Origin of the sequence: Kitasatospora sp. NPDC008115 (assembly GCF_042957205.1) — a bacterium.
In the GTDB taxonomy this organism is placed as follows: Bacteria; Actinomycetota; Actinomycetes; order Streptomycetales; family Streptomycetaceae; genus Kitasatospora.
Genome location: NZ_JBIBHU010000003.1, coordinates 102,419 through 128,092, shown reverse-complemented (window position 1 = coordinate 128,092; position 25,674 = coordinate 102,419). Strand labels below are relative to the sequence as shown.

Here is a 25,674-nt window from a genome sequence, read left to right as displayed (position 1 = left end):
GTAGGCCGCCTCAGCGGTCCGGCTTCCGGTGCCGGCCCGTCCCCCTGCGCAGCAGTGGGACGGGCGTGTCCGTCTGCGGGAACACCGGCCGCGGTCCGGGTGCCCGGTCGGGGCGGACGATCAGCGGGTAGGCCTCGGCGTAGTTCTCGGCCACCGCGACGGGCTGCCAGCTGTGGCCGTCCCACTCGACCACCAGCCGGGGCACGTCCTGGAAGAGGTGCGCCGCGCGCCGCGGCCCGGGCGCGAGGGTGATCGCGTCCCGCGTCCCCGGGGCCCGGCGGCGGCGCGCCCGTTCGGCGTACCAGTCGGCCAACGGCTGGTCGGCCGGCGGCTCGTCCTCGGCGTCCATCGTCGGCACCTCCCTGGCGGATCGGTCGGGGACGGCCAGTCTGGCCGATCCGCCGGGGGCGGGGCGATTCCACGATCGGGTGAAAAACCGACGGACGGCCGCCCTCCCGCGCGGGGAGGACGGCCGTCCGTCGTCGGTCCCGCCTACTCGCCGCCGCCGAAGCGCTCGGCCCAGGTGGCCAGGTCCTCGTCGGTGATCTTCGCGAACAGCACCGGCGGCACCGTGAACGGCGTCCCGGCCGGCACCGCGTCCAGCGCCCGCGCCGCGTCCGCGTCCACCCAGGTCGCGGTGCGCGCCGGGGCGTCGGCCGGCAGTGCGAAGGCCTCGCGCATCGCCCGCGCCGCCGTCGGGATGAACGGCTCGGAGACCACCGCGTACAGGTGGATCAGGTTCATCGCCGTGCGCAGCGTCAGCGCCGCCGCCTCCGGGTCGGTCTTCACCTGGAGCCAGGGCGCCTTCTCGTCCAGGTACGCGTTGCCCGCGCTCCACAGGGTGCGCAGGCTCTGCGCCGCCTTGCGGAAGTTGAGCGCCTCCAGCTGCGCCTCGTAGTCGGCCAGCAGCTCGGCGATCTGCGCGCCCAGCCGCTCCTCCGCCTCGCCGGCCGGCTGACCGGCCGGCACGTCGTCGCCGAACCGCTTGCGGCTGAACGACAGCACCCGGTTGACGAAGTTGCCGAGGGTGTCGGCGAGGTCCTTGTTGACCACCGAGGCGAAGAGGTCCCAGGTGAAGCTGGAGTCGTCCGACTCGGGCGCGTGCGCCATCAGGAAGTAGCGCCAGTAGTCGGCCGGCAGCAGCTCCAGGGCGACGTCCGTGAAGATGCCGCGCTTCTGGCTGGTGGAGAACTTCCCGCCGTAGTACGTCAGCCAGTTGAAGGCCTTGACGTAGTCGACCTTCTTCCACGGTCGGCGCGAGCCCAGGATGGTGGCCGGGAACATCACCGTGTGGAACGGGACGTTGTCCTTGGCCATGAACTCGGTGTAGCGGACGGTCTCGTCGGCCTCGTACCACCAGGACTTCCAGTCCCGCTCCTCGCCGGCCGGGGCGGCGTCGGACCACTCCTTCGTCGCGCCGATGTACTCGATCGGCGCGTCGAACCAGACGTAGAAGACCTTGCCGGCGGCGGCCAGCTCCGGCCACACGTCGGCCGGCACCGGGACGCCCCACTCCAGGTCACGGGTGATCGCGCGGTCCTGGAGGCCCTCGGTCAGCCACTTGCGGGCGATCGAGGAGGCCAGCACCGGCCACTCGTCGCCGTGCGCGGCGACCCAGTCCTCCACCTGCCCGGTCAGCTTCGACTGGAGCAGGAACAGGTGCTTGGTCTCCCGCACCTCCAGGTCCGCGCTGCCGCTGATCGCCGAGCGCGGCTCCACCAGGTCGGTCGGGTCCAGGACGCGGGTGCAGTTCTCGCACTGGTCGCCGCGCGCCTTGTCGTAGCCGCAGTGCGGGCAGGTGCCGACGATGTAGCGGTCCGGCAGGAAGCGGCCGTCCGCGTTCGAGTACACCTGGCGGATCGCCCGCTCCTCGATGAACCCGTTGGCGTGCAGCTCGCGGGCGATCTCCTGGGTGATCTCCCGGTTCTGCGGCGAGGAGCTGCGGCCGAAGTAGTCGAACGACAGCTTGAAGCCGTCGTACACCGCCTTCTGCTGCTCGTGCGCCCGGGCACAGAACTCCGCCACCGGCAGCCCGGCCTCCTGCGCGGCCAGTTCGGCCGGGGTCCCGTGCTCGTCGGTCGCGCAGATGTACAGCACCTCGTGCCCGCGCTGGCGCAGGTACCGCGAGTAGACGTCCGCCGGCAGCATGGACCCGACCATGTTGCCCAGGTGCTTGATCCCGTTGATATAGGGGAGGGCGCTGGTGATCAGGTGCCGAGCCATCCTCGGATGCTCCGATTTCTCCCGCACGCACCCCTGTCCCGGAGTGCCGTGACGGGCGCAGGGTCTGGGGCGGCGAAGGGAACCGGGCACAGGCGCCGCCTCCCGGGCTGCCGGCCAGAGCGACGTTCCACTGTGGGCCTGCCAATCCTATCGAAGCCCGCCCCGCCCCCTCGCGCCCATTTTCCCCGCGGCGCCCTCGCCCTCCGCCGCCCCCGCGGCCGGTGAGGGGCGGCGGAGGCGGTGGTCAGTCGGCGACGAAGTGGTCGAACTCGCCGGCCTTGACGCCGAGGACGAAGGCGGCCCACTTGCGCGGGGTGGTGCGGACGACGACGGCGTCGTTGCGGGGATCGCGGATCTCGACCATGCCGTTGACGGTGCGGATCTCCAGGGCGTCCTCGCCCACGCCGCCGGGTGCGGCCTTCTGCCAGCTGTCCATGGGGGGCTCCTTCAGGGGGTGGGGTGGTCGAACTCGCCGCGCTTGACGCGTTCGATCCACCGCGCGAACGTCTTGCGGGTGGTGGTGATGATCGAGTCGGGGGTGTCGGACTCGCGGATCTCGATGTGGCCGCCGGCGGTTCGTACTTCGACGCACTGGTTGCTGTTGCCGCTCATCGAGGACTTCTGCCAGTCGGTCATCGGGATGGCCCGCCTTTCAGGTCCGTCATGATGTGCCGGACGAAGTCGTGGGACTCCTCGGGGCCGAGGGCGAGCGCGTCGGACTCGCCGACGATGGCGCGGTAGGAGGCCAGGTCCGCTTCCGAGTCGATGAACTGCGGCCCCTGGGTGAGGTCGATCTGCACGGTGTCGAGTTCGGGGACCGGGCCGTGGGCGAGGAAGAGGTCCTCGCCCGAGCCCGGGTAGGTGTCGACGCCGAAGGGGATCGCGCGCAGGGTGACCCCGGGGCGCTCGGCGTCGTCGAGCAGGCTGGCCAGCTGTTCCCGCAGGACGGCGGGGCCGCCGAACTGCATCCGCAGCGCGGCCTCGTGTATGAACGCGGTGAACGGCCGCCCGGCGGACAGCACCTGCTGGCGTTCGGTGCGGAAGGCGGTGCGGACGTCGGCGTCGTGGCGTGGCAGCGGCGGACGCAGCCGGGCGAACATCGCGGCGGCGTAGCGGCTGGTCTGCAGCAGGCCCGGGATCGAGGTCGTGTTGAGGACGAGCAGCGACTCCGCGTGGTGTTCGAGTTCGGCGATGTCGAGCATCCCGGCCGGGACCCGGCCGCGGAAGTGGTGCCACCAGTGCTTGCCGCGGTCCTGCGTCATCAGGGTGAGGGCCTCGATGAGCGGGAGGTTGGCGCACCGGCAGGCGGCGGCCCAGGAACGGAGGCGGTCGGCGCTGATGCCCGACTTCCCGTTCTCCATCTGGGAGATCTTGGGGACGTCCGTGCCCAGGGCCGCCGCCATGGCCTTGGGCGTCATGCCCGCGTGCTCGCGCATCCTGCGCAGTTCCGAGCCGAGCCGCTGCTGGCGCACGCTGGGCGACAGGCGTGGTGGCATGCGCGTCTCTCCTCGGTCGGTGCCTTCGGTGCAGTCTGCCGCCCCGTGGACACCGGGTCCACCGAGTAGCTCGATGGGGTGAAGTGCACCAGCTGCGGTAGCAACTGTTACCCCTGGAACCCTAGCGTCGTCGGCACGGGGCCGATCTGCTTCGGCGGCCGAGTCCACGCCTCAACTGGACTGGAGACAGTCGATGTTGCTTTCACCGGGGATCGGGGCCGACCCCGCCGGGCCGCGGCGCGGGCGGCTTCCGGGCGCGGCAGGACCGGACGCGGATCGAACTCGTGGTCGGGGGCTTGACCTCGCCGCCGCTTTGGCCGATGACTGGGGTGTGGAACTCATCGGGGTGTACGGCGGGGCGGTCCCGGCCGTGGCGGCGGTCGATCGCTGATGGCCGTGGTGTTGCTGACGGGCCTGCTGGTCTCGGTGGTCTTCGTCGGAGTGGTGGCGCAGATCATCGCGACCCGTCAGCCACGGGAACGGCGGTCCGGCAAACGGGACTTGGCGCCCCGCAACGACAGGTAGCGGTCAGCCGGCGGCGAGCCGCCGCGCCAGGCGCGGGCGCGCGTCCGGCCACTCCTCGCGCAGCATCGAGAAGTACGCCGTGTCCCGCCAGACGCCGGTGGCGCGCCGCTTGTCCCGGCGGTGGACACCCTCGAACCGGGCGCCCAGCCGCAGGATCGCGTTGCGCGAACGGTCGTTGAGCGCATCGGTCTTCCAGAACACCCGACCCATGCCCAACTCGTCGAACGCGTGCCCGAGCAGCAGCAGCTTCGCCTCGGTGTTGACGGCGGTGCGCCACACCGACCGGGCGTACCAGGTGCCGCCGATCTCGACGAGTTCGTCCTCGGCGCCGAACGCGTAGTAGCCGGTGATGCCGACGGCCCGGCCGGAGTCGAGGTCGATCACCGCGAACTTCACGGCGTTGCCGGCCGCCACCTCGGCGATCCGGATGTCGAGGATCTTCCCCAGCTCCTCCTCGGACGCCGGCGCGGCGAACGGGATCCACCGCCACACCTCGGGGTCCGGGCCGACGGTGGCCCACAGGTCGGACAGGTGGCGGCGGTCCAGGGGCTCCAGGCGGACGTGGCGGCCGGTGAGGGTGACGGGGGAGGGGATCTTCGCGGTCATGATCGGAAACGGTAGCCGTGGAATGCACTAGAAGCAATGGATATCTGTATTAGTGCAAAGTTCGGAGGGCGAGGAAGAGCCCCGCGGGCGAACCCGCAGGGCCTCCTCGTCGAACGGCCGCAGGGCCTACAGGAACGAGTTGATCTGGATCGTCTCGTCACGGCCCGGGCCGACGCCGATGGCGGAGATCGGTGCGCCCGACATCTCCTCCAGCGCCTTCACGTACGCCTGGGCGTTCTTCGGCAGCTCGGCGAAGGTCTTCGCCTTGCTGATGTCCTCGCTCCAGCCCGGCAGGTTCTCGTAGACCGGCTTGGCGTGGTGGAAGTCGGACTGGTTGTACGGCAGCTCCTCGACCCGCTGCCCGTCGATCTCGTAGGCCACGCAGACCGGGATCTGCTCCCAGCCGGTGAGCACGTCGAGCTTGGTGAGGAAGAAGTCGGTCAGGCCGTTGACCCGGGTCGCGTAGCGGGCGATCACCGCGTCGAACCAGCCGCAGCGGCGGTCACGGCCGGTGGTGACGCCGCGCTCGCCGCCGATGCGGCGCAGCGCCTCGCCGTCCGCGTCGAGCAGCTCGGTCGGGAACGGGCCGGAGCCGACGCGGGTGGTGTAGGCCTTCAGGATGCCGATGACCCGGTCGATCTTGGTGGGGCCGATGCCGGAGCCGGTGCAGGCGCCGCCCGAGGTCGGGTTGCTGGAGGTGACGAACGGGTAGGTGCCGTGGTCGACGTCCAGCAGGGTGCCCTGGCCGCCCTCCAGCAGGACGACCTTGCCGGCCTTCAGCGCCTCGTCGAGCACCAGGGTGGTGTCGGCCAGGAACGGCTTGATCTTGTCCGCGTAGCCCAGGTACTCCTCGAGCACCAGGTCGGCGGGGATGGCGCGGCGGTTGTACAGCTTGACCAGCAGCTGGTTCTTGTCGTGCAGCGCCGCCTCGATCTTCTGGCGCAGGATCGACTCGTCGAAGAGGTCCTGGACCCGGATGCCGACGCGGTTGATCTTGTCCGCGTAGGTCGGGCCGATGCCGCGGCCGGTGGTGCCGATCCGGCGCTTGCCGAGGAAGCGCTCGGTGACCTTGTCCAGGGTGCGGTGGTACGGCGTGATCAGGTGGGCGTTGCCCGAGATCAGCAGCTTGGAGGTGTCGATGCCTCGCTGGTTCAGCCCGTTGAGCTCGGAGAGCAGCACGCCCGGGTCGATGACGACCCCGTTGCCGATCACCGGCGTCACGTTCGGGCTGAGGATGCCGGAAGGCAGCAGGTGCAGCGCGTACTTCTGGTCGCCGATGACCACCGTGTGACCGGCGTTGTTGCCGCCCTGGTAACGGACGACGTAGTCGACGGAGCCGCCGAGGAGGTCGGTCGCCTTCCCCTTGCCCTCGTCTCCCCACTGAGCGCCAACGAGCACGAGTGCCGGCACAGGCGTACACCCCTTCCGGTTGGGGCATCCTGCGTAGGCCGCAGTCTGCCCCGAGATAGACGAAGCCCCTGGCGCAATAGCGCAAGGGGCTCTTGCACCGAGAGATTACCTGAGGAAGGACCGGTTGTGTCGTCCCTGTCCACGCCTGCAACCGGCGGCCCGGAGCCGCTTCTCCTGCTCCTCGACCCGGCGGCCCGGCAGTCCGACGGCGAGTCGGTGCGGATCGCGAAGGACGTTCTCTCCGGCGGGACGGACGTCAAGGTGGCCTATCCGGAGACGCCCTCCGAGCTCGACCGGATGCTTTCGCACCGCGGTCGGAGGCGACCGGTCGTGATCGGTTCCGACCTGGCGCTCCAGCGGGTGCTCCAGGCGCTGTACCGCCAACGTGAGCTGGGGACGGACCCGGTGGGCCTGGTGCCGGTCGGCCGTCCGGAGGAGGTGGCGGCGGCCCGCGGGCTCGGCGTTCCGGCGGCCCCGGTGGCGGCGGCGCGGGCGGTGCTGGCGGGCGCGGTGCGCAAACTGGACCTGCTGGTCGACGACGGCGGCGGGGTGGCGCTCGGCGGGGTGCGGATCTCGGGGAGCGGGATACGGCGCCCGGCGGGCCGTCCGAGCGGTTGGCGTTCGCTATGGGCGAAACTGGCTGCGGCCGAGCAGGGGACCGTGCTCAGCCCGGAACGGGCCGGCCGGACCGCGGCGGCCGGGCTCGCCCAGCCGGGCCCCGGCGAGCCGAGTTCGCGGCTGCGGGTGGAGGCGGACGGCCGACTGCTCGCCGATGTGCACCGCCCGGTCCGGGTGGTCCAGGTGACCCTGCCGTCCGGCGACGGAGCCGGCGAGGGCGTGATGGAGATCGTGGTCCGCGCGCCCGGCGCCCTGCTCCGGGCCCGGGCGGCCAGCGTCTCGGTGGCCGGGCGCGGCTTCGGCTACGAGGCGGACGGCCACCCGGTCGGCCCGGTCCGGGCCCGCACCTGGACGGTCCACCCGGGGTGCTGGGGCCTGCTGCTGCCCGCCGCCCGGCCGTCCCGCGCCGAGGGGGAGCCCGGGTGAGCAGGCTCACGTTGGACGAACGGCGGACGAACGCGCGGCGAAGCGCCGGGCACACCCGGAACGCGCCAACGGGCGCGAACCGCAAGGCCGGGCGCGTTCGCCGGATGCCCGCCGGTGCCGAACCCCGCCCCGGGTAAGGGGTTTCGTCTACGCGCGTTACCGGCGCACACCCGCTCAGATCCGGCCGCCCGGGTGCCGTAACGCCGGACCGCCTGGCCTAGACTCGAAGGCGTGCCACGTGGTGACGGAAGACTCAACCACGATCTTCTTCCCGGCGAGAAAGGCCCCCAGGACGCTTGCGGCGTCTTCGGTGTCTGGGCTCCCGGCGAGGAGGTCGCCAAGCTCACGTTCTTCGGCCTTTACGCCCTGCAGCACCGCGGTCAGGAATCCGCGGGCATCGCAGTGAGCAACGGCTCCCAGATTCTCGTCTTCAAGGACATGGGACTCGTCTCCCAGGTCTTCGACGAGGCCTCCCTGGGGTCGTTGCACGGGCATATCGCCGTCGGACACGCCCGCTACTCGACCACCGGTTCCTCGGTCTGGGAGAACGCCCAGCCGACCTTCCGGGCGACCGTGCACGGCTCCCTGGCCCTCGGTCACAACGGAAACCTGGTGAACACCGCCGAACTGGCGGCCATGGTCGCCGAACTCCCCGGCGAGGAGCACGTCTCCCGCTCCGGGCGGACGGCCGCGACCAATGACACCGACCTGGTGACCGCGCTGCTCGCCGGCCACCCGGAGCTCTCCATCGAGGAGACGGCCAAGGTCGTCCTGCCCAAGGTCAAGGGCGCCTTCTCGCTCGTCTTCATGGACGAGAACACGCTCTACGCCGCCCGTGACCCGCAGGGCATCCGCCCGCTGGTGCTGGGCCGGCTGGAGCGCGGCTGGGTGGTCGCCTCCGAGACGGCGGCGCTGGACATCTGCGGCGCCTCCTTCATCCGCGAGGTCGAGCCCGGCGAGCTCATCGCCATCGACGAGAACGGCATGCGCACCTCCAGGTTCGCCGAGGCCAAGCCCAAGGGCTGCGTCTTCGAGTACGTGTACCTGGCCCGCCCGGACACCACCATCGCCGGCCGCAACGTGCACCTCTCCCGCGTGGAGATGGGCCGCCGGCTGGCGAAGGAGGCCCCGGTCGAGGCCGACCTGGTGATAGCGACGCCCGAGTCCGGCACCCCGGCCGCCATCGGCTACGCCGAGGCCAGCGGCATCCCGTACGGCTCCGGCCTGGTGAAGAACGCCTACGTGGGCCGCACCTTCATCCAGCCCAGCCAGACCATCCGCCAGCTCGGCATCCGGCTCAAGCTCAACCCGCTGCGCGAGGTCATCGCGGGCAAGCGCCTGGTCGTGGTCGACGACTCGATCGTCCGCGGCAACACCCAGCGCGCCCTGGTGAAGATGCTCCGCGAGGCGGGCGCCGCCGAGGTCCACATCCGGATCTCCTCGCCGCCGGTGAAGTGGCCGTGCTTCTTCGGCATCGACTTCGCGACCCGCGCGGAGCTGATCGCCAACGGCATGACCATCGAGGAGATCGGCCGCACGCTCGGTGCGGACTCGCTCTCCTACATCTCGATCGACGGCATGATCGAGGCCACCAAGCAGCCGAAGGACCGGCTCTGCCGGGCCTGCTTCGACGGTGAGTACCCGATGGAGCTGCCCGACCCGGCGCTGCTCGGCAAGCTCCTGCTGGAGGCCGAGATCAAGGGCGGCCAGCAGACCCCCGCGGTCCGCGGCAAGCCGACCAGCGGCAGCGACCTGGACGGCGTCCAGTCGCTGCTCGGCGGGGCGGGCGCGGCCGACGCGCTGCGCCGCCCGTAACGACGAACCCGCGGTGGGGTCCCGCAACCGGGACCCCACCGCCGTTCCAACCCCCACCACAGACCCGAAAGGGCCGCACAGCAGTGACTACCGACCAGAACGGCGCCACCTACGCCGCCGCCGGCGTGGACATCGAGGCGGGCGACCGCGCCGTCGAGCTCATGAAGCAGTGGGTGAAGAAGGCCAACCGCCCCGAGGTGGTCGGCGGTCTCGGCGGCTTCGCCGGCCTCTTCGACGTCTCCGCCTTCAAGAACTACGAGCGGCCGCTGCTGGCCTCGGCCACCGACGGCGTGGGCACCAAGGTCGCCATCGCGGCCGCCATGGACAAGCACGACACCATCGGCCACGACCTGGTCGGCATGGTCGTCGACGACATCGTGGTCTGCGGCGCCGAGCCGCTGTTCATGACCGACTACATCTGCGTCGGCAAGGTCGTCCCGGAGCGGGTCGCCGCGATCGTCAAGGGCATCGCCGAGGGCTGCGCGCTGGCCGGCTGCGCCCTGGTCGGCGGCGAGACCGCCGAGCACCCGGGCCTGCTCGGTCCGGACGAGTACGACGTCGCGGGCGCCGGCACCGGCGTCGTCGAGGCGGACGCGCTGCTGGGCGCCGAGCGCGTCCGGGCCGGCGACGTGGTGATCGCGATGGCCGCCTCCGGCCTGCACTCCAACGGCTACTCGCTGGTCCGCCACGTGCTGCTGAACCAGGCCGGCTGGAAGCTGGACCGCAAGGTCGAGGAGTTCGGCCGCACGCTCGGGGAGGAGCTGCTGGAGCCGACCCGGATCTACTCGCTGGACTGCCTGGCGCTGATCCGCGCCGCCGAGGTGCACGCCTTCTCGCACGTCACCGGCGGCGGCCTGGCGGCCAACCTGGCCCGGGTGATCCCGGACGGCCTGCACGCCCGCCTGGACCGCGGCACCTGGACCCCGCTGCCGGTCTTCCGGACCGTCGCCGAGGTCGGCAAGGTGGCCACCCTGGAGATCGAGAAGACGCTCAACATGGGCGTCGGCATGGTCGCGGTCGTCCCGCCGCACTCGGTGGACACCGTGCTGGCGGTCCTGGAGGACCGCGGCGTGGAGTCCTGGGTGCTGGGCGACATCGTCGAGCGCACCGCCGAGCACACGGACGGCGCGGCCCTCTACAACGCCTACGAGGGCTTCACGGCGGGCTGAGCGCGAAGAGCGTGACGAAGGCCCCGCCGGCATGCCGGCGGGGCCTTTGCACGGGTTCCCCCGCGGGGCCGCGCGCCGGTCCTCCGGACGCGGCACGGGGACGCGGGAACGCCGAAGACCGGCCCGGTGCACTGGGCACCGTGGCCGGTCAGGTCAGACTGGGAGACTACGCGCGACGGCGGGCCTGGGAGGGCCCGGTACCCGACTCGGTGTCGTCGTCCTCGCCGTCATCGGCGTAACGAGCCGCATACTCCGCGTAAGGGTCGTCGTCCTCGTCCTCTTCGATCGGCTCCGGCTCGATCGGGGAGGTGGAGGGCGATACGCCCAGCTCGCTGGAGAGACGATTGGCGTCGAACCCGCCGCTGTTGTACTTCAGCTCGCGGGCGACCTTCGTCTGCTTGGCCTTGGCCCGGCCGCGCCCCATGGGTCGACCCCCTCAACGATGGGGCTCACGGCCCCGAGTCTGACACGTGTTCATGATCAAGAGCGGCCTGCCCGAATGGGGAGAACCGTCCCTTGGAGCATCAACGGTACCTGTTTCTGCCGCTGGACGGTACGTCGTCGGTGTGACGTGGCGCGCACCAGCCGCACCCGCGACCAGGTCGTCCCAGGTCAGGGGAGGTTTTGCGGCTTTCTGCACGCTGTCCGGAGGTGTCTCGGGTCCGTTGTTTCCTCATCGATTATCCCCCCAAGGGGGACGTTGGATCACCCGATCGGGTGCAGAATCGAGAATCCGGTTCCACATCGTGATGCGCGAGTGATGCGCGGGGGACGGCGGCCGGCCGTCCCCCGCGCGGGTGATCCGTCGAGGGCCGGGATCAGCCCCGGCGGGCGCCCGGCAGCAGCACCGAGCGCAGCGCGCTGATCTCGCGCATCCGCTTCTCGGCGAGGCGGTCGGCGGCGACGGCCGGCGGCACGCCGTCGGAGGCGGCCCGGGTGAAGATCTCCAGGGTGGTGTCGAAGATCTTCGTGGCCTTGTTCTTGGCGCGCTCGAAGTTGAAGCCGTCGATCTCGTCGGCGACCTGGATGACGCCGCCGGAGTTCACCAGGTAGTCCGGGGCGTAGAGGATGCCGCGGTCGGCGAGGTCCTTCTCGACGCCCGGGTGGGCCAGCTGGTTGTTGGCGGCGCCGCAGACGATGACGGTGCCGAACTCGCCCAGCGCGGCCACGCTGTCGTCGGTGAGGGCACCGCCGAGCGCGCAGGGGGCGTAGACGTCCAGCTTGGCCTGGAGCAGCGCGGCGGTGTCGGCGACGACCTCCACCTCCGGGTGGGCGGCCCGCACGCGGTTGACCGCGGCCTCGGAGACGTCGGTGACGACGACGGTGGCGCCGTCCGCGACCAGGTGGCCGACCAGGTAGTGGCCGACCTTGCCGACGCCGGCCACGCCGACCCGCTTGCCGCGCAGGGTGGGCTGGCCCCAGCGGGCCTGGGCGGAGGCGCGCATGCCCTGGAAGACGCCGAAGGCGGTCAGGATGGACGAGTCGCCGGCACCGCCCTGCTCGGGCGAGCGGCCGGTGACGAAGCCGGTCTCGCGGGCCACGACGTCCATGTCCTGCACGTAGGTGCCCACGTCGCAGGCGGTGATGTAGCGGCCGCGCAGCGACTCCACGAAGCGGCCGTAGGCGCGGAGCATCGCCTCGTTCTTGTCCTTGTTCGGGTCGCCGATGATGACGGCCTTGCCGCCGCCGAGGTCGAGCCCGGCCAGCGCGTTCTTGTAGGACATGCCGCGGGAGAGGTTGAGCGCGTCCTCCAGCGCCGCCTCCTCGGAGGCGTACGGGAAGAACCGGGTGCCGCCGAGGGCCGGGCCCAGCGCGGTGGAGTGGATGGCGATGATCGCCTTCAGCCCGGAGGAGCGGTCGTGGCAGAGCACGACCTGCTCGTGGCCGTCGCCGGTGGCGCCGTCCTGGGAGTTGCCGAAGATCCTGCCGAGCACGCCGGGTGCGGAGTGTGCGGGGGCGGCGGTCTGTACGTCGGTCACTGTGGTGACTCCAGTATTCGAGGCCCGCTTGCTGTGGTGCGGGCGCCTAGGGCGAAGCGTAGTCCGGAGGACGCCGGCGATCCGCCCCCTTGACGAAGGTCGGGCCGGTTGTCCGAGGGGTGAGACGGGGTGGGCGCCAGCAGCCCGTTCGTGTCCCCCGGGTGCGTCCGCGAACGGCGCCCGGGCCCGCCGGCCGCCGGGTGGCGGGCGGCCGCACCCTCCCCGGCGACGGGGGGTGCGTGCGACGATGCAGGACGTGACCGTCGTCCGTACCTCCGTGCTGCCGCCCTACGCCGCGCACCTGCGGGTCTACGAGCCGCTGGCCGCCTACCCGGAGCCCGAGCGGGCGCACTGGCAGGCCTACGCGGCGGAGCACGGTCCGGACGCGCCGGAGGCGGGCCGCTCGGTGGCCGCGGCGGCGCTGGCGGAGCAGCGCACGGCGCTGGCCGAACTGGTCGGCCGCACCCCGCGGGCGCTGCCCGAGCGGGAGAGCGAGCGGGCCTTCGTCCGGCTGGTCGACGGGGTGCTGTACATCTGTCCGTGGGCGACCAGACTGCGCAACTGGCAGGCGCTGGAGGAACTGCGGGCCGGGGCGCCGGTGGCGCTGCTGGACACCGCGCTGCCGCCGGCCACCCGGGCGGAGGCGGAGGCGGACCGGGAGCGCTGGTGTTCGGAGCACCCGGACGCCCGGCCGTGGATCCTCACCAGCCGCTGGGAGGTGCCGGTCCGGTGGTTCCTTCCGTTCGGGGACGAGGATCGATGCTTCGTTCCCGCAGGGACGGGGGAGAAGGGTGGGGAAGGGGTCCGGGGGGACCAGGCGTCGCTGTTCTATCTGACGCCGATGGCGCAGGCGCGCCGCCGGGTGGCCCGGGCGTACCGGGCGCTGCGTGAGGCGGTGCCGGAAGGGGAACTGGTGCGGGGGGCGGAACAGGTGGGTCGGTGGCTGGAGGAGTTCCATCCGCGGTCGCTGGTGGAGCTGGACTACGGGGGGCTGGTGCATCTGCTGGGAGCGGAGCGGCTGTTGGCGGACCGTTCGGCCGGGGAGCTGGAGGACGGGCTGCGGGCGCTGCGGGCCGGGGACTCGGCGGAGGCGCTGCGCGCGTACGAGGCGCTGACCGTGCGCTGGCGGCGGGTGCTGGCGCTGCGCCACGCGAACTGAGCCGGGTGGGGGCGGGTGAGGGCCGGGGCGGGCCGGTTGAGGGGGCGTCACCGCTGGCCGGAGCGGGTGCCGGTGGTACTTGTAAGACGGTAAGGGTCCTACGGCCCGAGCCGTATGACCAAGGTCCCGGTTCGGGTCAATACCTCTCGAACGTGACACTACTCACTGTTGACGCGAACTCACCCCTATGTGCAAAAATGGGACAACCAGCCCAAGTTCACGTGAGCGTGCCCACTTTTGGGTGGTTGTGGAGTCGATGCGTGCTTTGCGGTGAAACGGTGGGTCTGGTCCCCTCGTAACCTAATGTCACTATAGGGTGACCGCCCGTTATGGGGTGGTCCATCGCCATCCGTCGGGCTTGAACCCGTGAGGGGTCAATTTTGGCGGTTTGGTCGATAGGGCTGGACGGATGGTGTAGTTGTAGACACCAGGACAAGCCGTTCGTCCTATAACCGACTCGGCCCGTCTATGCCATTTCGGGCATCGCGGGCCAAGGTGCAGAATTTGAAGGATAGAACCGCCCTGGTTCGGTTCTCCCGAGGAGGCCGCTCATGACCGCTCGTACCCCCGATGCCGAGCCCCTGCTGACTCCGGCAGAGGTCGCCACCATGTTCCGTGTGGATCCCAAGACCGTGACCCGCTGGGCCAAAGCCGGCAAGCTCACGTCGATCCGCACGCTGGGCGGCCATCGCCGTTACCGTGAGGCGGAGGTGCGCGCCCTGCTGGCCGGTATTCCGGCGCAGCGCACCGAGGCCTGACAGGCCGAACGCTCAAGGCTCTTTCGAAGGGGCTGCTTACCGGACTCCGCCGGGTCCGGTAAGCAGCCCCTTTGTTTGTTTCCGGGGCGCCCCGGGGAGTTCCTTCTACAGGACTGTCGTACTCGTGCGATCCACCCGGAATGTTGAACTCCGGATAACGATTTGAGGGGGAAGGGGTGGGGGGGATTTACTGTGAATGGCAGTACAATTTTACATATTAAATTAGCGTCTTCTGGGAAGGGTGTTCGAAGGGGTGGTTCCCGGGAAAGGCGGGTGACGACTATCACACGCACTGTCACTTGTGGTCTAGACCTAGTCCGGGTAAAAGGGCCGGCCCGGGAAATGCGAAAGGCCCGGAACCAAACGGTTCCGGGCCTTTCGCCTACGGCGATCCCGACGGGACTTGAACCCGCGACCTCCACCTTGACAGGGTGGCGAGCTAACCAACTGCTCCACGGGACCAGAGTGTTCCTGATCCGTCCGCTCCGCTTTCCCTTTCGGGCCGCGCTGCGAACAAGACAGATCGTAGCCCATGTGGGGCCCCCAGGTCGAACCGGCTCCCGAGGGGCCCCACCGCAGCTCAGAGCGTGGCCCTGGCCGCCTCCATCGCCTTGGTGATCCGCTTCTCCGAGACCGGCGAGGGCGTGCCCAGCGACTGCGCGAAGAAGCTCACCCGCAGCTCCTCGATCATCCAGCGGATCGCCCGAACCTCCGGGGACGGCTCCCGCCCGGCCGGCACGGCCGCCAGCAGCTCCCCGTAGGCCTGCTGGACCTGCTGCACCTTCAGCAGCTGCTGGGCGTCCCGCTGCGGGTGGTTGGGCAGCGCCTCCAGCCGGCGGTCCACCGCCAGCAGGTAGCGCTTGAGGTCGGGCAGCCGCTGCCAGCCGGTCTCGGTGACGAAGCCGGGGTGCACCAGCGAGGCCAGGTGCAGCCGGACGTCGTTCACCGCGTTCAGCAGCACCGGGCTGCTCACCGACTTCAGCCGGGTCGAGGCCTTGTGGAAGGCGATCAGCGCGGTGGCGGTCTTCAGCGTGGTGTCCGCCGACAGGTCGTACAGATCGGCCCGGACCTTGTCGCGCAGCACGCCGAACGCCGCCTCGTCCCAGGCCGGCCCGCCGGCCAGGGTCATCAGCCGGTCCGCGGCGCAGGCCACCACGTCCTCGAACAGCGCCGGGACGGAGCCGTGCGGGTTGTACGACAGCGCGAGCTTGGCCTGGTTGCCCAGCCGGCCCTGGATCGACTTGGCGGGCGAGTTGGTGGAGAGCACCAGCAGCCGCCGGGTGCCCTCCCACATCGCCTGCTGCTGCGCCTCCGGGGTGTCGAACAGCCGGATGCCGACCGTCTCCCGCTCGTCCACCAGCGCCGGGTAGGCGCGCAGCGAGTGGCCCCGGGAGCGCTGCTCGAAGGTGCGCTGCAGCACCGGCAGGCCCTCCGGCCAGGCGGTCAGCCCGGAGCGCTCGATGCCCCGGCCGGAGGCGGCCGAGGAGAGCGTCTCCTTCAGCTTCGGGTTGAGGCGCTGCCGCAGCTCCTCCAGGTCCTTGGACTCGGCGAGCCTCTTGCGCCCGTCCACCACCCGGAAGGTCACCTTGAGGTGCTCGGGGACCCGTTCCTCGTCCCAGGCCTCCGGGGGCACCGTGACGGCCGTCAGCCGCTTCAGGGCGTGCTCCAGGGCCGGAAGCAGGGGTTCCTGGCGCTCCTGGTGGTTCCTCAGCTCGCGCAGCGCGGCGCGGGCGTAGTCCGGGGCGGGCACGAAGTTGCGCCGCACCGCCTTCGGCAGCGCCTTGATCCAGGCGGTGACCAGCTCCTCGCGCAGGCCCGGGATCTGCCAGTCGAAGCCCTCCGCGGTGACCTGGTTGAGCACCGGCAGCGGGATGTGCACGGTCACGCCGTCCGCGTCGCTGCCCGGCTCGAACTGGTACGTGAGCTTGAACCGGAGGGCGCCCTGCTGCCAGTAGTCCGGGTAGTCGGCCTCGGTGACGCCGTCGGCGGCGTCGTTGATCAGCATCGACTTCTCGAAGCCGAGCAGGTCGGGCTGCTCCCGGCGGGCCTGCTTCCACCAGGAGTCGAAGTGCCGGGTGGAGACGATGTCGTCGGGCAGCCGGCCGTCGTAGAAGTCGAACAGGGTCTGGTCGTCGACCAGGATGTCCCGGCGGCGGGCCCGGTTCTCCAGCTCCTCGACCTCGCTGAGCAGCTTGCGGTTCTCGGCGAAGAAGCGGTGGTGGGTCTCCCAGTCGCCCTCGACCAGGGCGTTGCGGATGAACAGCTCGCGACAGAGCTCGGGGTCGATCCGGCCGTAGTTGACCTTGCGCTGCGCGACCACCGGCACCCCGTAGAGGGTGACCTTCTCGAAGGCCATGACGGCCCCGGCCTTCTTCTCCCAGTGCGGCTCGCTGTAACCGCGCTTCACCAGGTGGCCGGCCAGCGGCTCGACCCACTCCGGTTCGATCTTCGCGTTGATCCGGGCCCAGAGCCGGGAGGTCTCCACCAGCTCGGCGGACATCACCCAGCGCGGCGGCTTCTTGAACAGGCCCGAGCCGGGGAAGACCGCGAACCGGGCGCCGCGCGCGCCGCCGTACTCGCGCTTCTCCACGTCGTACAGGCCGATGTGGGAGAGCAGGCCGGCCAGCAGCGACTGGTGGATCCGGTCGGCGTCCGGCTCGGCGTCGTCGCGCGCCTCCTCGATGGTGACGCCGAGCTGCTTGGCGACCGTGCGCAGCTGGGAGTAGATGTCCTGCCACTCCCGTATCCGCAGGTAGTTGAGGAACTCGGCCTTGCACATCCGGCGGAACGCGGAGGAGGAGAGCTCGCGCTGCTGCTCGCGCACATAGCGCCACATGGACAGGAAGGAGAGGAAGTCGGAGGTCTCCGAGCCGAACCGGCGGTGCCGTTCGTCGGCGGCCTGGCGCTTCTCGGCGGGGCGCTCGCGCGGGTCCTGGATGGAGAGCGCGGCGGCGATCACCATGACGTCGCGCACGCAGCCGTTCCGGTCCGCCTCCAGCACCATCCGGGCCATCCGGGGGTCCACCGGGAGCTGGGACAGCTTGCGGCCGAGCGGGGTGAGCCGCTTGCGGACGTCCTTCTCGTCCGGGTCGAGCGCGCCCAGCTCGTGCAGCAGGCTGATGCCGTCCTTGATGTTGCGGGAGTCCGGCGGGTCCAGGAACGGGAAGGCGGCGATGTCGCCGAGGCCCGCGGCGGTCATCTGGAGGATGACCGAGGCCAGGTTGGTGCGCAGGATCTCGGCGTCGGTGAACTCGGGGCGGGAGAGGAAGTCCTCCTCCGAGTAGAGCCGGATGCAGATGCCGTCCGAGGTCCGGCCGCAGCGGCCCTTGCGCTGGTTGGCGCTGGCCTGGCTGACCGCCTCGATCGGCAGCCGCTGGACCTTGGTGCGGTGGCTGTAGCGGGAGATCCGGGCGGTACCCGGGTCGATCACGTACTTGATGCCGGGGACGGTGAGGCTGGTCTCGGCGACGTTGGTGGCCAGCACGATCCGGCGGGAGCCGGAGCGCTGGAAGACCCTGTGCTGCTCGGCGGAGCTCAGCCGGGCGTACAGCGGCAGGATCTCGGTGCTCTTCAGCTTCAGCTTGGCCAGCGCGTCGGCGGTGTCGCGGATCTCGCGCTCGCCGGAGAGGAAGACCAGGATGTCGCCCGGGCCCTCGGCCTGGAGCTCCTCGGCGGCGTCGCAGATCGCCTGGATCTGGTCGCGGTCGCGGTCCGCCTCGTCGCCGTCGCCGTCCTCGTCGTTCTCGTCGACGATCGGGCGGTAGCGGACCTCGACCGGGTAGGTGCGGCCGGAGACCTCGACGATCGGGGCGTCCTCGAAGTGCCGGGAGAAGCGCTCCGGGTCGATGGTCGCCGAGGTGATGATCACCTTGAGGTCGGGGCGGCGGGGCAGCAGCTGCTTGAGGTAGCCGAGCAGGAAGTCGATGTTGAGGCTGCGCTCGTGGGCCTCGTCGATGATCAGGGTGTCGTACTGGCGCAGCTCGCGGTCGGTCTGGATCTCGGCGAGCAGGATGCCGTCGGTCATCAGCTTGACCAGGGTGTCCGGGCCGACCTGGTCGGTGAACCTGACCTTCCAGCCGACCGCCTCGCCGAGCGGGCTGCGCAGCTCCTCGGCGACCCGCTCGGCCACCGTGCGGGCGGCGATCCGGCGCGGCTGGGTGTGGCCGACCAGGCCGCGCACGCCGCGGCCCAGCTCCAGGCAGATCTTCGGGATCTGGGTGGTCTTGCCGGAGCCGGTCTCGCCCGCCACGATCACCACCTGGTGGTCGCGGACGGCTTCGAGGATCTCGTCCTTCTTCTGGCTGACCGGCAGCTCGGCGGGATAGTCGATGGCCGGCACCGCGGCGCGGCGGCGCTCGACCAGCAGCTCGGCCCTGGCGATGTCGGAGGCGATCTCGGCGGCGATCTTCGCGCGGGCGTCGGGCTTGCGGACCCGGCGCGCGCCGTCCAGCCGGCGGCCGATCCGCACCTGGTCGCGCAGGGTCAGTTCGGGCAGGCGCGCGGCCAGCTCGCCGATGCCGGGCCCCTCGCTCCGGGGGGACTCGGCGGCGGACTGGACTGCGGGAGAACTCACGGCGGGCATCCCTCTAGGTTCGCAAGGAGATGCGGCGGAGCGCACCTCGGTTTTCGAGCGCCTCCAGTGTCACAGGGGACGCCCGTCCGCTGCCAACCTCGGCCCGGGGCGTCGCCGGCACCGTCCGCCGACGGGCGGTCGCCGTGCGTGAGGGACGGCGGCGTGGCGCCCGCGCCCCGGGCGGGGATGCCGTCACCCGGGGCGCGGAAGCGGTGCCGGCCGGGGCTCAGTCCTCCCGGAGGATGAAGTCGCGGACCAGCCGGGCCCAGGCCTCGGCCTGCTCGTAAGACGACGACGTGGCCGCTGTCGATCTCCGCGTAGGTGCTGCCGGTGATCGAGTCGGCGAGCTCGCGGGTGCGGCCGACCGGGACGGTGGCGTCCCGGGTGCAGCCGATCACCAGGGTGCGGGCGGTGATCCGGGGCAGCAGCGGGCGGATGTCGGCGCGCAGGTTGAGGTGGATGTGGCGCAGCGCGCCCTCGGTCGGCCGGTTGCCCTTGACGATGGTCGAGGGCGACCCGGCGCCGCTGGCGGCGGCGATCGCCGAACGGCCGGCCGCGCTGCCCACCCTGCCGCCGGAGGACGAGAAGGCGGTGCTCGCCGTCCGGCCGGTCGCCGAGGCCCGGGCGGTCGAGGCCCACCTGCTGCGCCGCGCGGCCGGCACCCGGGCCTGGCTCGGCGGGGACGGCGTGGTGGCCGAACCCGGCGACGGCAGCGCGGTGCTGCGCCCGGCCGTGCACCAGCTGGACCGGCCGGACGCCGAGCAGGCCGGGATCGAACTCGCCTTCCCGTGCGTCTGGGTGGCGCCGTGGAGCCCGCAGGCCGGGGTCGCGCCGCTGCGGAACTCGCTGGTGCTGACCGCGCTCACCGGGGACGACGCGCTGTTCGACCGGCTGCTGCGCGAGCCGACCATCGCCAACGTCTACCGGGGCGACCACCCGACGTACCGGATCCGGCCGGGGGTGCCGCACGACGGCTGCCTCGGGGAGTTCCTGATGCGGACCAAGACGGTCATCCGCTGAGCCGGGCGCGGCAGCGTCGGGATCCCGGGCCCCGGGATCCCGACGGCGTTCAGTCCCGCAGCGTTCAGTCCCGCAGCGCGCGGTCCACCAGCGCGCCGGCGGCGCCCGTGTACCCGGCCGGGTCGCACAGCCCGGCGATCTCGGCCGGGGTGAAGTGCCCGGCCAGCTCCACCTGTTCGCCGAGCACCTCGGCCAGCGGCCGGCCCTCGCGGTCGGCGGTCAGCGAGACCTCGGTGAGCAGCTGCTTGGCCACCGCCTTGCCCAGCTTGGGCGCCAGCCGGGCGGCGATCCGCTCGGAGACCAGCTGCCCGCCGGTGAGCTCCAGGTTGGCCCGCATCCGCTCCGGGCGCACCAGCAGGCCCTCGGCCAGCTCCACCGAGGTGTGCGCGGCGCCGCCGGCCAGCCGCAGGCACTCGCGCAGCAGCAGCCACTCGGCGTGCCAGGCGCCGCCGGAGCGCTCGTCCTCGGTGACCAGGCACTGGGTCAGCCCGGCGGCCAGCACCGGCACCTGGAGCGCGGCGCTGCGCAGCAGGGTGGAGAGCACCGGGTTGCGCTTGTGCGGCATCGCCGAGGAGGCGCCGCGCCCGGTGACGGCTGGCTCGACCACCTCGCCGACCTCGGTGCGGGTCAGCGACTGCACGTCCACCGCGATCTTGCCGAGCGCCCCGGCGGTGAAGGCCAGCGCGGCGGCCAGGTCGGCCATCGGGGTGCGCAGCGCGTGCCAGGGCAGCGCGGGGCGGGCCAGGCCGGTCTCCGCCGCGAAGGCTTCCACCAGCCGGTCCAGGTAGCCGCTGGCCTCGACGTCCGGGTCCGGGCCGTCCAGCCGGGCGTACTCCAGGTAGCCGGCCAGGGTGCCGGCGGCGCCGCCGAGCGAGACCGGCAGGCCGTCGGCCAGTACGGCGGCGAGCCGGCGGTCGGCGTCCAGCACCAGCTGCCGCCAGCCCGCCGCCTTGAGGCCGAAGGTGGTGGGCACCGCCTGGAGGGCCAGGGTGCGTCCGGCCAGCACGGTGTCCCGGTGGCCGGCGGCCAGGGCGGCGAGCGCGCGGGCGGTGCGGTCCAGGTCGGCACGGACCAGCGTCAGGGCCCGGGCGGCGACCAGCATCGCGCCGGTGTCCAGGATGTCCTGGCTGGTCGAGCCGCGGTGCACGTACTCGGCGGCGGCCGGGTCCTCGGCGGCCACCACCCGGGCCAGCGCCTGGACCAGGCCGACCACCGGGTTGGCGGTCTCCCGGGAGGCCAGTGCGAGGGCGCGGACGTCGAAGTGCTCGGCGCGGGCGGCCCGGGTGATCGCGGCGGCCGCGGCGGGGGGCACCGTGCCGAGCCCGGCCTGGGCGCGGGCCAGCGCGGCCTCGGCGTCCAGCATGGCCTGCAGCCAGGCGTGGTCGGCCACGGCCGCCTCCACCGGGGTGCCGGCCCGGACGGGCGAGAGCAGTCCGGAGTCGGTGTCCGCCGGGGTCGGGGCGGCGGGGTGCTGGTCGGTCATACGACGACGCCTCTCGGTTCGGTCTCGTCCGTCTCGTCGGTCCCGCCCACGGTGAACGTCCCGGCGCCGCCGGCGCCGCCGTCGGTGCCGTCGGTGCGCGACGGGCCGGCGGCGGGCCGCTCGGGGGCGGGGGAGAGCGCCAGCACCGCGCGGGCGATGGCGTCGGAGTCGCCCAGGGTCACCGAGTCGACGCCGGGACGGATGCCGGCGGCGGTCACCCAGTGCACGGACTCGGTGGGCACGCCGTACGCGAAGCGGCGCGGGTGCGCCCGGCCGCGGGCGTCCAGCAGCCGGTAGGGCCGCTCGGTGACGGCGAGGCCGCCGCTCTGGTGGCCGCCGCCGGGCCCGCCGGGGATGCGGTAGGGGGCGCACTGCTCGGTGTCCAGCAGGTGACGCAGCAGCGGGTCGTCGGTGCGGCGCAGGTCGGGCTCGGGCAGCCGGGCCTCGACCAGCACCGAGGCCCGCACCGGCGGGCCGGGGACGGTGGTGGAGTGCGCGGTGAAGGCCGGGTCGACCGGGTCGATCCTGATCTCGGTGCCGGGGCCGAGGAGTTCCAGCACGCCGGCCTCGATCAGCGCGATCAGCTGCTCGATCCGCTCGGCCGGCGGGCCGATGGACAGGAAGGCGTTCAGCGGGGTGTACCAGCCGTCGAGGTCGTCCCGGTAGGAGGCGCCCTCGATGCCGCCGTGGTCGACCGCGAGCCGGATCTCGTTGCGCAGGTCGCGCAGCACGTCCAGGGCGGCCTTCAGCGGGCCGCTGAGGTTGCCGGCCCGGGCCTCGGCGACGTCCTGGCGCAGATGGCCGAGCAGCCAGTCGCGGAAGTCCGCGCGGTCGGTGAACCCACGTCCGGCGTACGGGCGGGAGAGCCGCTCCCAGCTCCACCGCTCGGCCGGCGGGAGGCCGTACGCGTCGAGCACCGCGGCCGGGTCGGCGGCGGTCAGGAACCGGTCGGTGAAGGCCGCGCGTTCGGCGCCGCGGGCCTTGGCGGTGAGCAGCGCGCCGTAGTAGACGGCCTCCACCTCGCGGGAGACCAGCGGCCAGAGGTCGGTGGCGAAGCGCACCGGCTCGCCCCGGCGGGCGCGTTCGCGCAGCGCGGCGACCACCTCGGCGGTGAGCAGCCGCGGCAGGTGGCGTCCGTAGGCGCCCTTCTCGTTCTCGCCGCGCGCGTGGTACGGCACGCCGCGCCGGGAGGTGGCGTAGAGCCTCGGCTCGGTGCCGGAGGGGCGGTAGACCAGGGCGCCGTCCACCCGCTCGAAGTGGCCGCCCCGGCCGAGCGTGAACAGCGCCATGTGGTCGAAGAAGTTGAGGCCGAGGCCGCGCAGCAGGACGTTCTGACCGGGTCTGGTGGTGACGTGGACGTCGGCGGGGTTGGCGGGGGTGATGTAGTCGAGGTGGTGGATCCGGGCCAGGCTGGCGGTGCGCGCCTCGCGCGGGGTGAGCCGGGCGGGGACGTGGCCCTGGGCGAGCACGACGGCGTCCAGCCGGTTCAGCCGGGTGCCGTCCTCCAGCCGGACGCCCTGCGGGCCGCCGGGGAAGCCGTGCGCGTCGGCCATCGCGACCGCCCGGGAGCGGTGCACCCGGACGGTGACGGTGGGCGGGGCGGCGGCGACCACGGCCAGGAAGGCGTCGTGCAGGTACTGCCCGTAGAAGGCCCGGGTCGGGTAGGTGTTCGGGCCGATGTCGGCCGCCTCGGCCCGGGTCTGGTCGTCGTGGCGGGCCGGACGGTCGGGCGAGCTGCCCTCCTGGGCAAGTGCTCCGGCCCATTCGTACAGGCTCGGGCCGGGTTCGACCGGGCCCTCGATCCGTACGCTGTCGTCGGTGTACACGGTGATCTGCGAGGCCACCGTGTTCATCAGGAGGTGCCGGGACTGGTCGGTGCGCCAGACCCGGCCGGCCCCGGGGGGTGCCGGGTCCACCAGGTGCACGGTGACGGAGGCCCCGGCGGGCCTGCTTCGTTCGTTGGCGCAGAGCCGTTCCAGTACCGAGAGGCCGCGCGGACCTGCGCCGATGACACAGATCTGGAGATGACGATCGATCATGCCCACGGCTCGGTATCGTAGTTGTGATGATCTGATGATGAAAAGGTCTTGACACCGTGCATCCAGGCCACTCGCTCGTGCAGCCCGTCCTCGGAGAGCCCGCGGAGCAGCCGGTTGCGGGCCTCGGCGGCCCCGCCCGCCGGGTGCCAGAGCCTGATCGACTCCCGGGCCGCGCGCTGCACGGCCGCGGTGCGGGCGCGCCGTTCGGCGGCGAACGAGCCGAAGACCGCCGCGAGCGCGCCGGTGCCGTCGGCCAGTTCGCCCAGCAGCACCGCGTCCTCCAGCGCCTGGCAGGCGCCCTGCGCGGCGTAGTGCAGCATCGGGTGCGCGGCGTCGCCGAGCAGCACCACCCGGCCGTCGGTCCACCGCTGGACCGGCTCGCGGTCCACCAGCACCCAGGAGCGCCAGCCCGTGCCGAGCGCCAGCAGCCGCCGGGCGTCCGGCGCGGTCAGGCCCGCCAGTTGCTGCGCGACGGCCCCCCGGTGACGGGGACGTCCGCGAGCGCCTCGGTGGCGCCGTTGTCGCGGGAGGCGGCCAGGTTGAGGAACGTCCCGCCGGCGACGGTCGCGCCGTCCAGCCGGGGCGAGAGCAGCACCGGGACGGCGCCGATCCGGGCGGCGGCGCAGGAGAGCAGGGTGATGTCGAAGCTGTTCGACTTGTGGACCACCACCCGGCGGCCGGGGCGGACCCCGGCCGCCCACAGCCGGGCGGCGTGGTCGTCGACCAGGTCGGCGAGCTCGGCGACGGTGGACCGCCGGCCCAGCTCGGGGGCGATGTCGAGGTCGTGGTCGAGGATCACCACGTTCGCGCCGTTCCGCACGGCGGCCCGCTCGAAGAGCGTGCCCAGTCGGATTCCCCGGTTGGACATGCGCTGAAGGAGCACCGTGTCCGCCCTCTCGGTGGGGTCGCGGGTCGCTGTGCTTTCCGGATGTGCGAGGGGGGTTCGGGGGGCTGGTTCGGCTCTTCTCGACGACCTGCTTGATCTGCTCCAGGGTCACCCCGAGGTCGGCCGCGACCTTCCCGCCCCACTCGGCGAGGAAGCGGCGCCGGGCGTCCTCGTCCATCCCGGCGGTGATGCCGCGGATCCCCTGTCTCCCATGCCCGGAATCCTGGGCGGCGGCGCGCGGGAGGGTCAAAGCCGTGCCGGCGGGTCCGTCAAGTCCGGGCGTGGACCTGACGGATCAGCGTCGCGCTACTTCAGTTCCAGGCCGAAGTGCAGGGCGGTGACCGCCATCCGGTGCGCGTGGTAGAAGCGGTGCGCGCCGTGGTTGGCCGTCCCCGAGTCCAGTTCGATCCGGACGCAGCCCGCCGCCCGGGCCCGCTCCCGGAGCACCGCGAAGAGCCGCCCGCCGATCCCCGCCGAACGGGCCGGGGGAGCGGTCACCAGGTCCTCGACGAAGAGCAGCCGCCCCCGGCTGGTGGCCAGCACCCGGTGGGTGGCCACCGCCAGGCAGCGCCCCAGGTCGTCGTAGGCGGCCGTGAAGACCAGCCCCTGGGCGTGCGCCTCGGCGGCGAAGGCGGCGAAGCCGTCCGCCCCGAGCGCCGGGCGCAGCGCCCGGATCAGCGGGGCGACGTCCCGGTGCAGCGCGGGCGTGTCCGGTCCGACGTCGACGACGGTCAGTTCCATGGTCCGTTCCCCCTGCGGAGCGTGGCGACTGAAGGTGCTGAAGGGCAGGGCCAGAGGCTACCGCCCGGCGCCGTACACGGCGAGGAAGGCCGTCACCCCGTTGGCGACGAGTTCGGCGATCCGCTCGGCCGGCATCGGCAGGGCGCCGTAGAAGGTGGGCTGGGCGACGGCGAGGAAGGTCAGCAGGTTGAGCATCCGGGCGGCCTCCGCCGGGTCCGGCACCACCAGCAGCCCGCGCTCGGCGAAGTCGGTCATCCAGTGCGTCAGCACCCGGTGGGTCTCCCGCGGTCCGGCCTCCTGCCAGGCCTCCAGGAGTGCCGGGCTGATGTGCAGCGCCTCGGCCTCGATGGTGCGCACCAGCGCCCAGTGCTCGGCGAAGGTGGTGAGCGAGTCGACCCGCTCAAGACCGAAGTCGACGAGGTCGGTGCGCAGGTCGACGATCTTGCGCAGATGGCGGTCGGCGATCCTGGCCTGGGTGGCGGCCACCGCGGTGGCGCCCTCCAGGACCACCGACTGGAACAGCCGCTCCTTGTCGGCGAAGTGGTTGTAGATGGTCCGCTTGGAGACGCCGGCCTCGGCGGCGATGGCGTCCACGCTGGTGCGGGTGAACCCCTCGCGTCCGAACACCGTGCGGGCGGCGCGGGCGATCGCCACCCGCTTCTCCGGCATGCCGCGCTGGACGGTGCCCCGGCCGGCGGCCGGGGTCTCGGGGGCGGCCGCGGCCTCCGGGGTGGTCTGGTCGGTCACG

General features: G+C 72.3%; 20 protein-coding genes, 1 tRNA gene and 2 pseudogenes. 6 read left to right on the top strand and 17 right to left on the bottom strand.

Annotation, left to right across the window (positions count from 1 at the left end; translation table 11 throughout):
* Positions 1-10: 10 nt before the first annotated feature.
* The 7 genes from ACFZBX_RS04970 to ACFZBX_RS04940 all read right to left on the bottom strand — a co-directional run bounded on the left by ACFZBX_RS04970 (position 11) and on the right by ACFZBX_RS04940 (position 6,260).
* On the bottom strand, positions 11-349 hold the full coding sequence (locus tag ACFZBX_RS04970; RefSeq protein ID WP_391531558.1) for a DUF6087 family protein: 339 nt from the start codon (positions 347-349) through the stop codon (positions 11-13).
* A gap of 143 nt (positions 350-492) precedes the next feature.
* A complete protein-coding gene (gene metG / locus ACFZBX_RS04965) occupies positions 493-2,223 on the bottom strand; it encodes a methionine--tRNA ligase (RefSeq protein WP_391531557.1) in 1,731 nt (576 codons plus the stop codon).
* Positions 2,224-2,467: 244 nt separating this feature from the next.
* Entirely contained in the window at positions 2,468-2,659 is a 192-nt protein-coding gene (locus ACFZBX_RS04960; RefSeq protein WP_391531556.1) for a DUF397 domain-containing protein, read from the bottom strand.
* A gap of 11 nt (positions 2,660-2,670) precedes the next feature.
* The gene (locus ACFZBX_RS04955) at positions 2,671-2,859 is read right to left on the bottom strand and encodes a DUF397 domain-containing protein (protein WP_391531555.1); all 189 of its coding nucleotides are present in this window, start codon (positions 2,857-2,859) and stop codon (positions 2,671-2,673) included.
* Entirely contained in the window at positions 2,856-3,719 is an 864-nt protein-coding gene (locus tag ACFZBX_RS04950) for a helix-turn-helix domain-containing protein (RefSeq protein WP_391531554.1), read from the bottom strand. Before ACFZBX_RS04950 ends, ACFZBX_RS04955 begins: the two co-directional genes overlap by 4 nt.
* A 528-nt stretch (positions 3,720-4,247) precedes the next feature.
* A complete protein-coding gene (locus ACFZBX_RS04945; protein WP_391531553.1) occupies positions 4,248-4,850 on the bottom strand; it encodes a GNAT family N-acetyltransferase in 603 nt (200 codons plus the stop codon).
* Between the two features lie 126 nt (positions 4,851-4,976).
* Positions 4,977-6,260, bottom strand: coding sequence for an adenylosuccinate synthase (locus tag ACFZBX_RS04940; protein ID WP_391531552.1), 1,284 nt, complete (start codon positions 6,258-6,260; stop codon positions 4,977-4,979).
* A gap of 126 nt (positions 6,261-6,386) precedes the next feature.
* On the opposite strand from ACFZBX_RS04940, the gene ACFZBX_RS04935 reads away from it, so the two are divergent.
* The 3 genes from ACFZBX_RS04935 (at position 6,387) to purM (ending at position 10,288) form a co-directional block, all read left to right on the top strand.
* Entirely contained in the window at positions 6,387-7,304 is a 918-nt protein-coding gene (locus tag ACFZBX_RS04935) for a diacylglycerol kinase (RefSeq protein ID WP_391531551.1), read from the top strand.
* A gap of 231 nt (positions 7,305-7,535) precedes the next feature.
* Positions 7,536-9,119, top strand: a complete 1,584-nt coding sequence (purF, locus tag ACFZBX_RS04930) for an amidophosphoribosyltransferase (RefSeq protein ID WP_380757973.1) — start codon at positions 7,536-7,538, stop codon at positions 9,117-9,119.
* A gap of 83 nt (positions 9,120-9,202) precedes the next feature.
* Complete coding sequence (purM, locus tag ACFZBX_RS04925) at positions 9,203-10,288, top strand: phosphoribosylformylglycinamidine cyclo-ligase (protein ID WP_391531550.1); 1,086 nt, start codon at positions 9,203-9,205, stop codon at positions 10,286-10,288.
* A gap of 166 nt (positions 10,289-10,454) precedes the next feature.
* On the opposite strand, the gene ACFZBX_RS04920 is transcribed toward purM, so the two are convergent.
* Positions 10,455-10,712 (bottom strand): DUF3073 domain-containing protein, encoded by a 258-nt coding sequence (locus tag ACFZBX_RS04920; protein ID WP_327679361.1) that lies wholly within the window; start codon positions 10,710-10,712, stop codon positions 10,455-10,457.
* 394 nt (positions 10,713-11,106) lie between these two features.
* The gene (locus tag ACFZBX_RS04915) at positions 11,107-12,267 is read right to left on the bottom strand and encodes a Glu/Leu/Phe/Val dehydrogenase dimerization domain-containing protein (RefSeq protein WP_380757977.1); all 1,161 of its coding nucleotides are present in this window, start codon (positions 12,265-12,267) and stop codon (positions 11,107-11,109) included.
* 247 nt (positions 12,268-12,514) lie between these two features.
* Between ACFZBX_RS04915 and ACFZBX_RS04910 the strand changes: the two genes are divergently transcribed.
* Positions 12,515-13,426: a hypothetical protein gene (locus ACFZBX_RS04910; protein ID WP_391531549.1), complete on the top strand. Its 912-nt coding sequence runs from the start codon at positions 12,515-12,517 to the stop codon at positions 13,424-13,426.
* A 551-nt stretch (positions 13,427-13,977) separates the two neighbouring features.
* A complete protein-coding gene (gene bldC, locus ACFZBX_RS04905; RefSeq protein ID WP_014137253.1) occupies positions 13,978-14,184 on the top strand; it encodes a developmental transcriptional regulator BldC in 207 nt (68 codons plus the stop codon).
* 388 nt (positions 14,185-14,572) lie between these two features.
* On the opposite strand, the gene ACFZBX_RS04900 is transcribed toward bldC, so the two are convergent.
* Both ACFZBX_RS04900 and hrpA read right to left on the bottom strand, forming a co-directional pair.
* A tRNA-Asp gene (locus ACFZBX_RS04900) sits at positions 14,573-14,646 on the bottom strand.
* Between the two features lie 118 nt (positions 14,647-14,764).
* On the bottom strand, positions 14,765-18,757 hold the full coding sequence (gene hrpA, locus ACFZBX_RS04895) for an ATP-dependent RNA helicase HrpA (RefSeq protein ID WP_391531548.1): 3,993 nt from the start codon (positions 18,755-18,757) through the stop codon (positions 14,765-14,767).
* Between the two features lie 501 nt (positions 18,758-19,258).
* Here hrpA and ACFZBX_RS04890 point away from each other — a divergent pair.
* Positions 19,259-19,777, top strand: a pseudogene (locus ACFZBX_RS04890) (aldehyde dehydrogenase); the annotation flags it as partial.
* 64 nt (positions 19,778-19,841) lie between these two features.
* On the opposite strand, the gene ACFZBX_RS04885 reads toward ACFZBX_RS04890, so the two are convergent.
* From ACFZBX_RS04885 to ACFZBX_RS04860, 6 genes and pseudogenes are all read right to left on the bottom strand, one after another.
* Positions 19,842-21,260, bottom strand: coding sequence for a lyase family protein (locus ACFZBX_RS04885; RefSeq protein WP_391531547.1), 1,419 nt, complete (start codon positions 21,258-21,260; stop codon positions 19,842-19,844).
* On the bottom strand, positions 21,257-23,299 hold the full coding sequence (locus tag ACFZBX_RS04880; protein ID WP_391531546.1) for an FAD/NAD(P)-binding protein: 2,043 nt from the start codon (positions 23,297-23,299) through the stop codon (positions 21,257-21,259). The genes ACFZBX_RS04885 and ACFZBX_RS04880 overlap by 4 nt, the downstream gene beginning before the upstream one ends.
* On the bottom strand, positions 23,296-23,751 hold the full coding sequence (locus tag ACFZBX_RS04875; protein WP_391531777.1) for an FAD-dependent monooxygenase: 456 nt from the start codon (positions 23,749-23,751) through the stop codon (positions 23,296-23,298). The genes ACFZBX_RS04880 and ACFZBX_RS04875 overlap by 4 nt, the downstream gene beginning before the upstream one ends.
* Positions 23,752-23,855: 104 nt before the next feature.
* Positions 23,856-24,182, bottom strand: a pseudogene (locus ACFZBX_RS04870) (AMP-binding protein); the annotation flags it as partial.
* A 309-nt stretch (positions 24,183-24,491) separates the two neighbouring features.
* A complete protein-coding gene (locus ACFZBX_RS04865) occupies positions 24,492-24,926 on the bottom strand; it encodes a GNAT family N-acetyltransferase (RefSeq protein ID WP_391531545.1) in 435 nt (144 codons plus the stop codon).
* Between the two features lie 57 nt (positions 24,927-24,983).
* Positions 24,984-25,673, bottom strand: a complete 690-nt coding sequence (locus tag ACFZBX_RS04860; RefSeq protein WP_391531544.1) for a TetR/AcrR family transcriptional regulator — start codon at positions 25,671-25,673, stop codon at positions 24,984-24,986.
* Position 25,674: the final 1 nt, after the last annotated feature.

Excerpts from the sequence above, each read along its gene's own strand:
- ACFZBX_RS04970 (WP_391531558.1), bottom strand. The coding sequence starts at position 349 with ATGGACGCCGAGGACGAGCCGCCGGCCGACCAGCCGTTGGCCGACTGG.
- metG (WP_391531557.1), bottom strand. The coding sequence starts at position 2,223 with ATGGCTCGGCACCTGATCACCAGCGCCCTCCCCTATATCAACGGGATC.
- ACFZBX_RS04960 (WP_391531556.1), bottom strand. The coding sequence starts at position 2,659 with ATGGACAGCTGGCAGAAGGCCGCACCCGGCGGCGTGGGCGAGGACGCC.
- ACFZBX_RS04955 (WP_391531555.1), bottom strand. The coding sequence starts at position 2,859 with ATGACCGACTGGCAGAAGTCCTCGATGAGCGGCAACAGCAACCAGTGC.
- ACFZBX_RS04950 (WP_391531554.1), bottom strand. The coding sequence starts at position 3,719 with ATGCCACCACGCCTGTCGCCCAGCGTGCGCCAGCAGCGGCTCGGCTCG.
- ACFZBX_RS04945 (WP_391531553.1), bottom strand. The coding sequence starts at position 4,850 with ATGACCGCGAAGATCCCCTCCCCCGTCACCCTCACCGGCCGCCACGTC.
- ACFZBX_RS04920 (WP_327679361.1), bottom strand. The coding sequence starts at position 10,712 with ATGGGGCGCGGCCGGGCCAAGGCCAAGCAGACGAAGGTCGCCCGCGAG.
- ACFZBX_RS04910 (WP_391531549.1), top strand. The coding sequence starts at position 12,515 with ATGCAGGACGTGACCGTCGTCCGTACCTCCGTGCTGCCGCCCTACGCC.
- bldC (WP_014137253.1), top strand. The coding sequence starts at position 13,978 with ATGACCGCTCGTACCCCCGATGCCGAGCCCCTGCTGACTCCGGCAGAG.
- ACFZBX_RS04885 (WP_391531547.1), bottom strand. The coding sequence starts at position 21,260 with ATGACCGACCAGCACCCCGCCGCCCCGACCCCGGCGGACACCGACTCC.
- ACFZBX_RS04880 (WP_391531546.1), bottom strand. The coding sequence starts at position 23,299 with ATGATCGATCGTCATCTCCAGATCTGTGTCATCGGCGCAGGTCCGCGC.
- ACFZBX_RS04865 (WP_391531545.1), bottom strand. The coding sequence starts at position 24,926 with ATGGAACTGACCGTCGTCGACGTCGGACCGGACACGCCCGCGCTGCAC.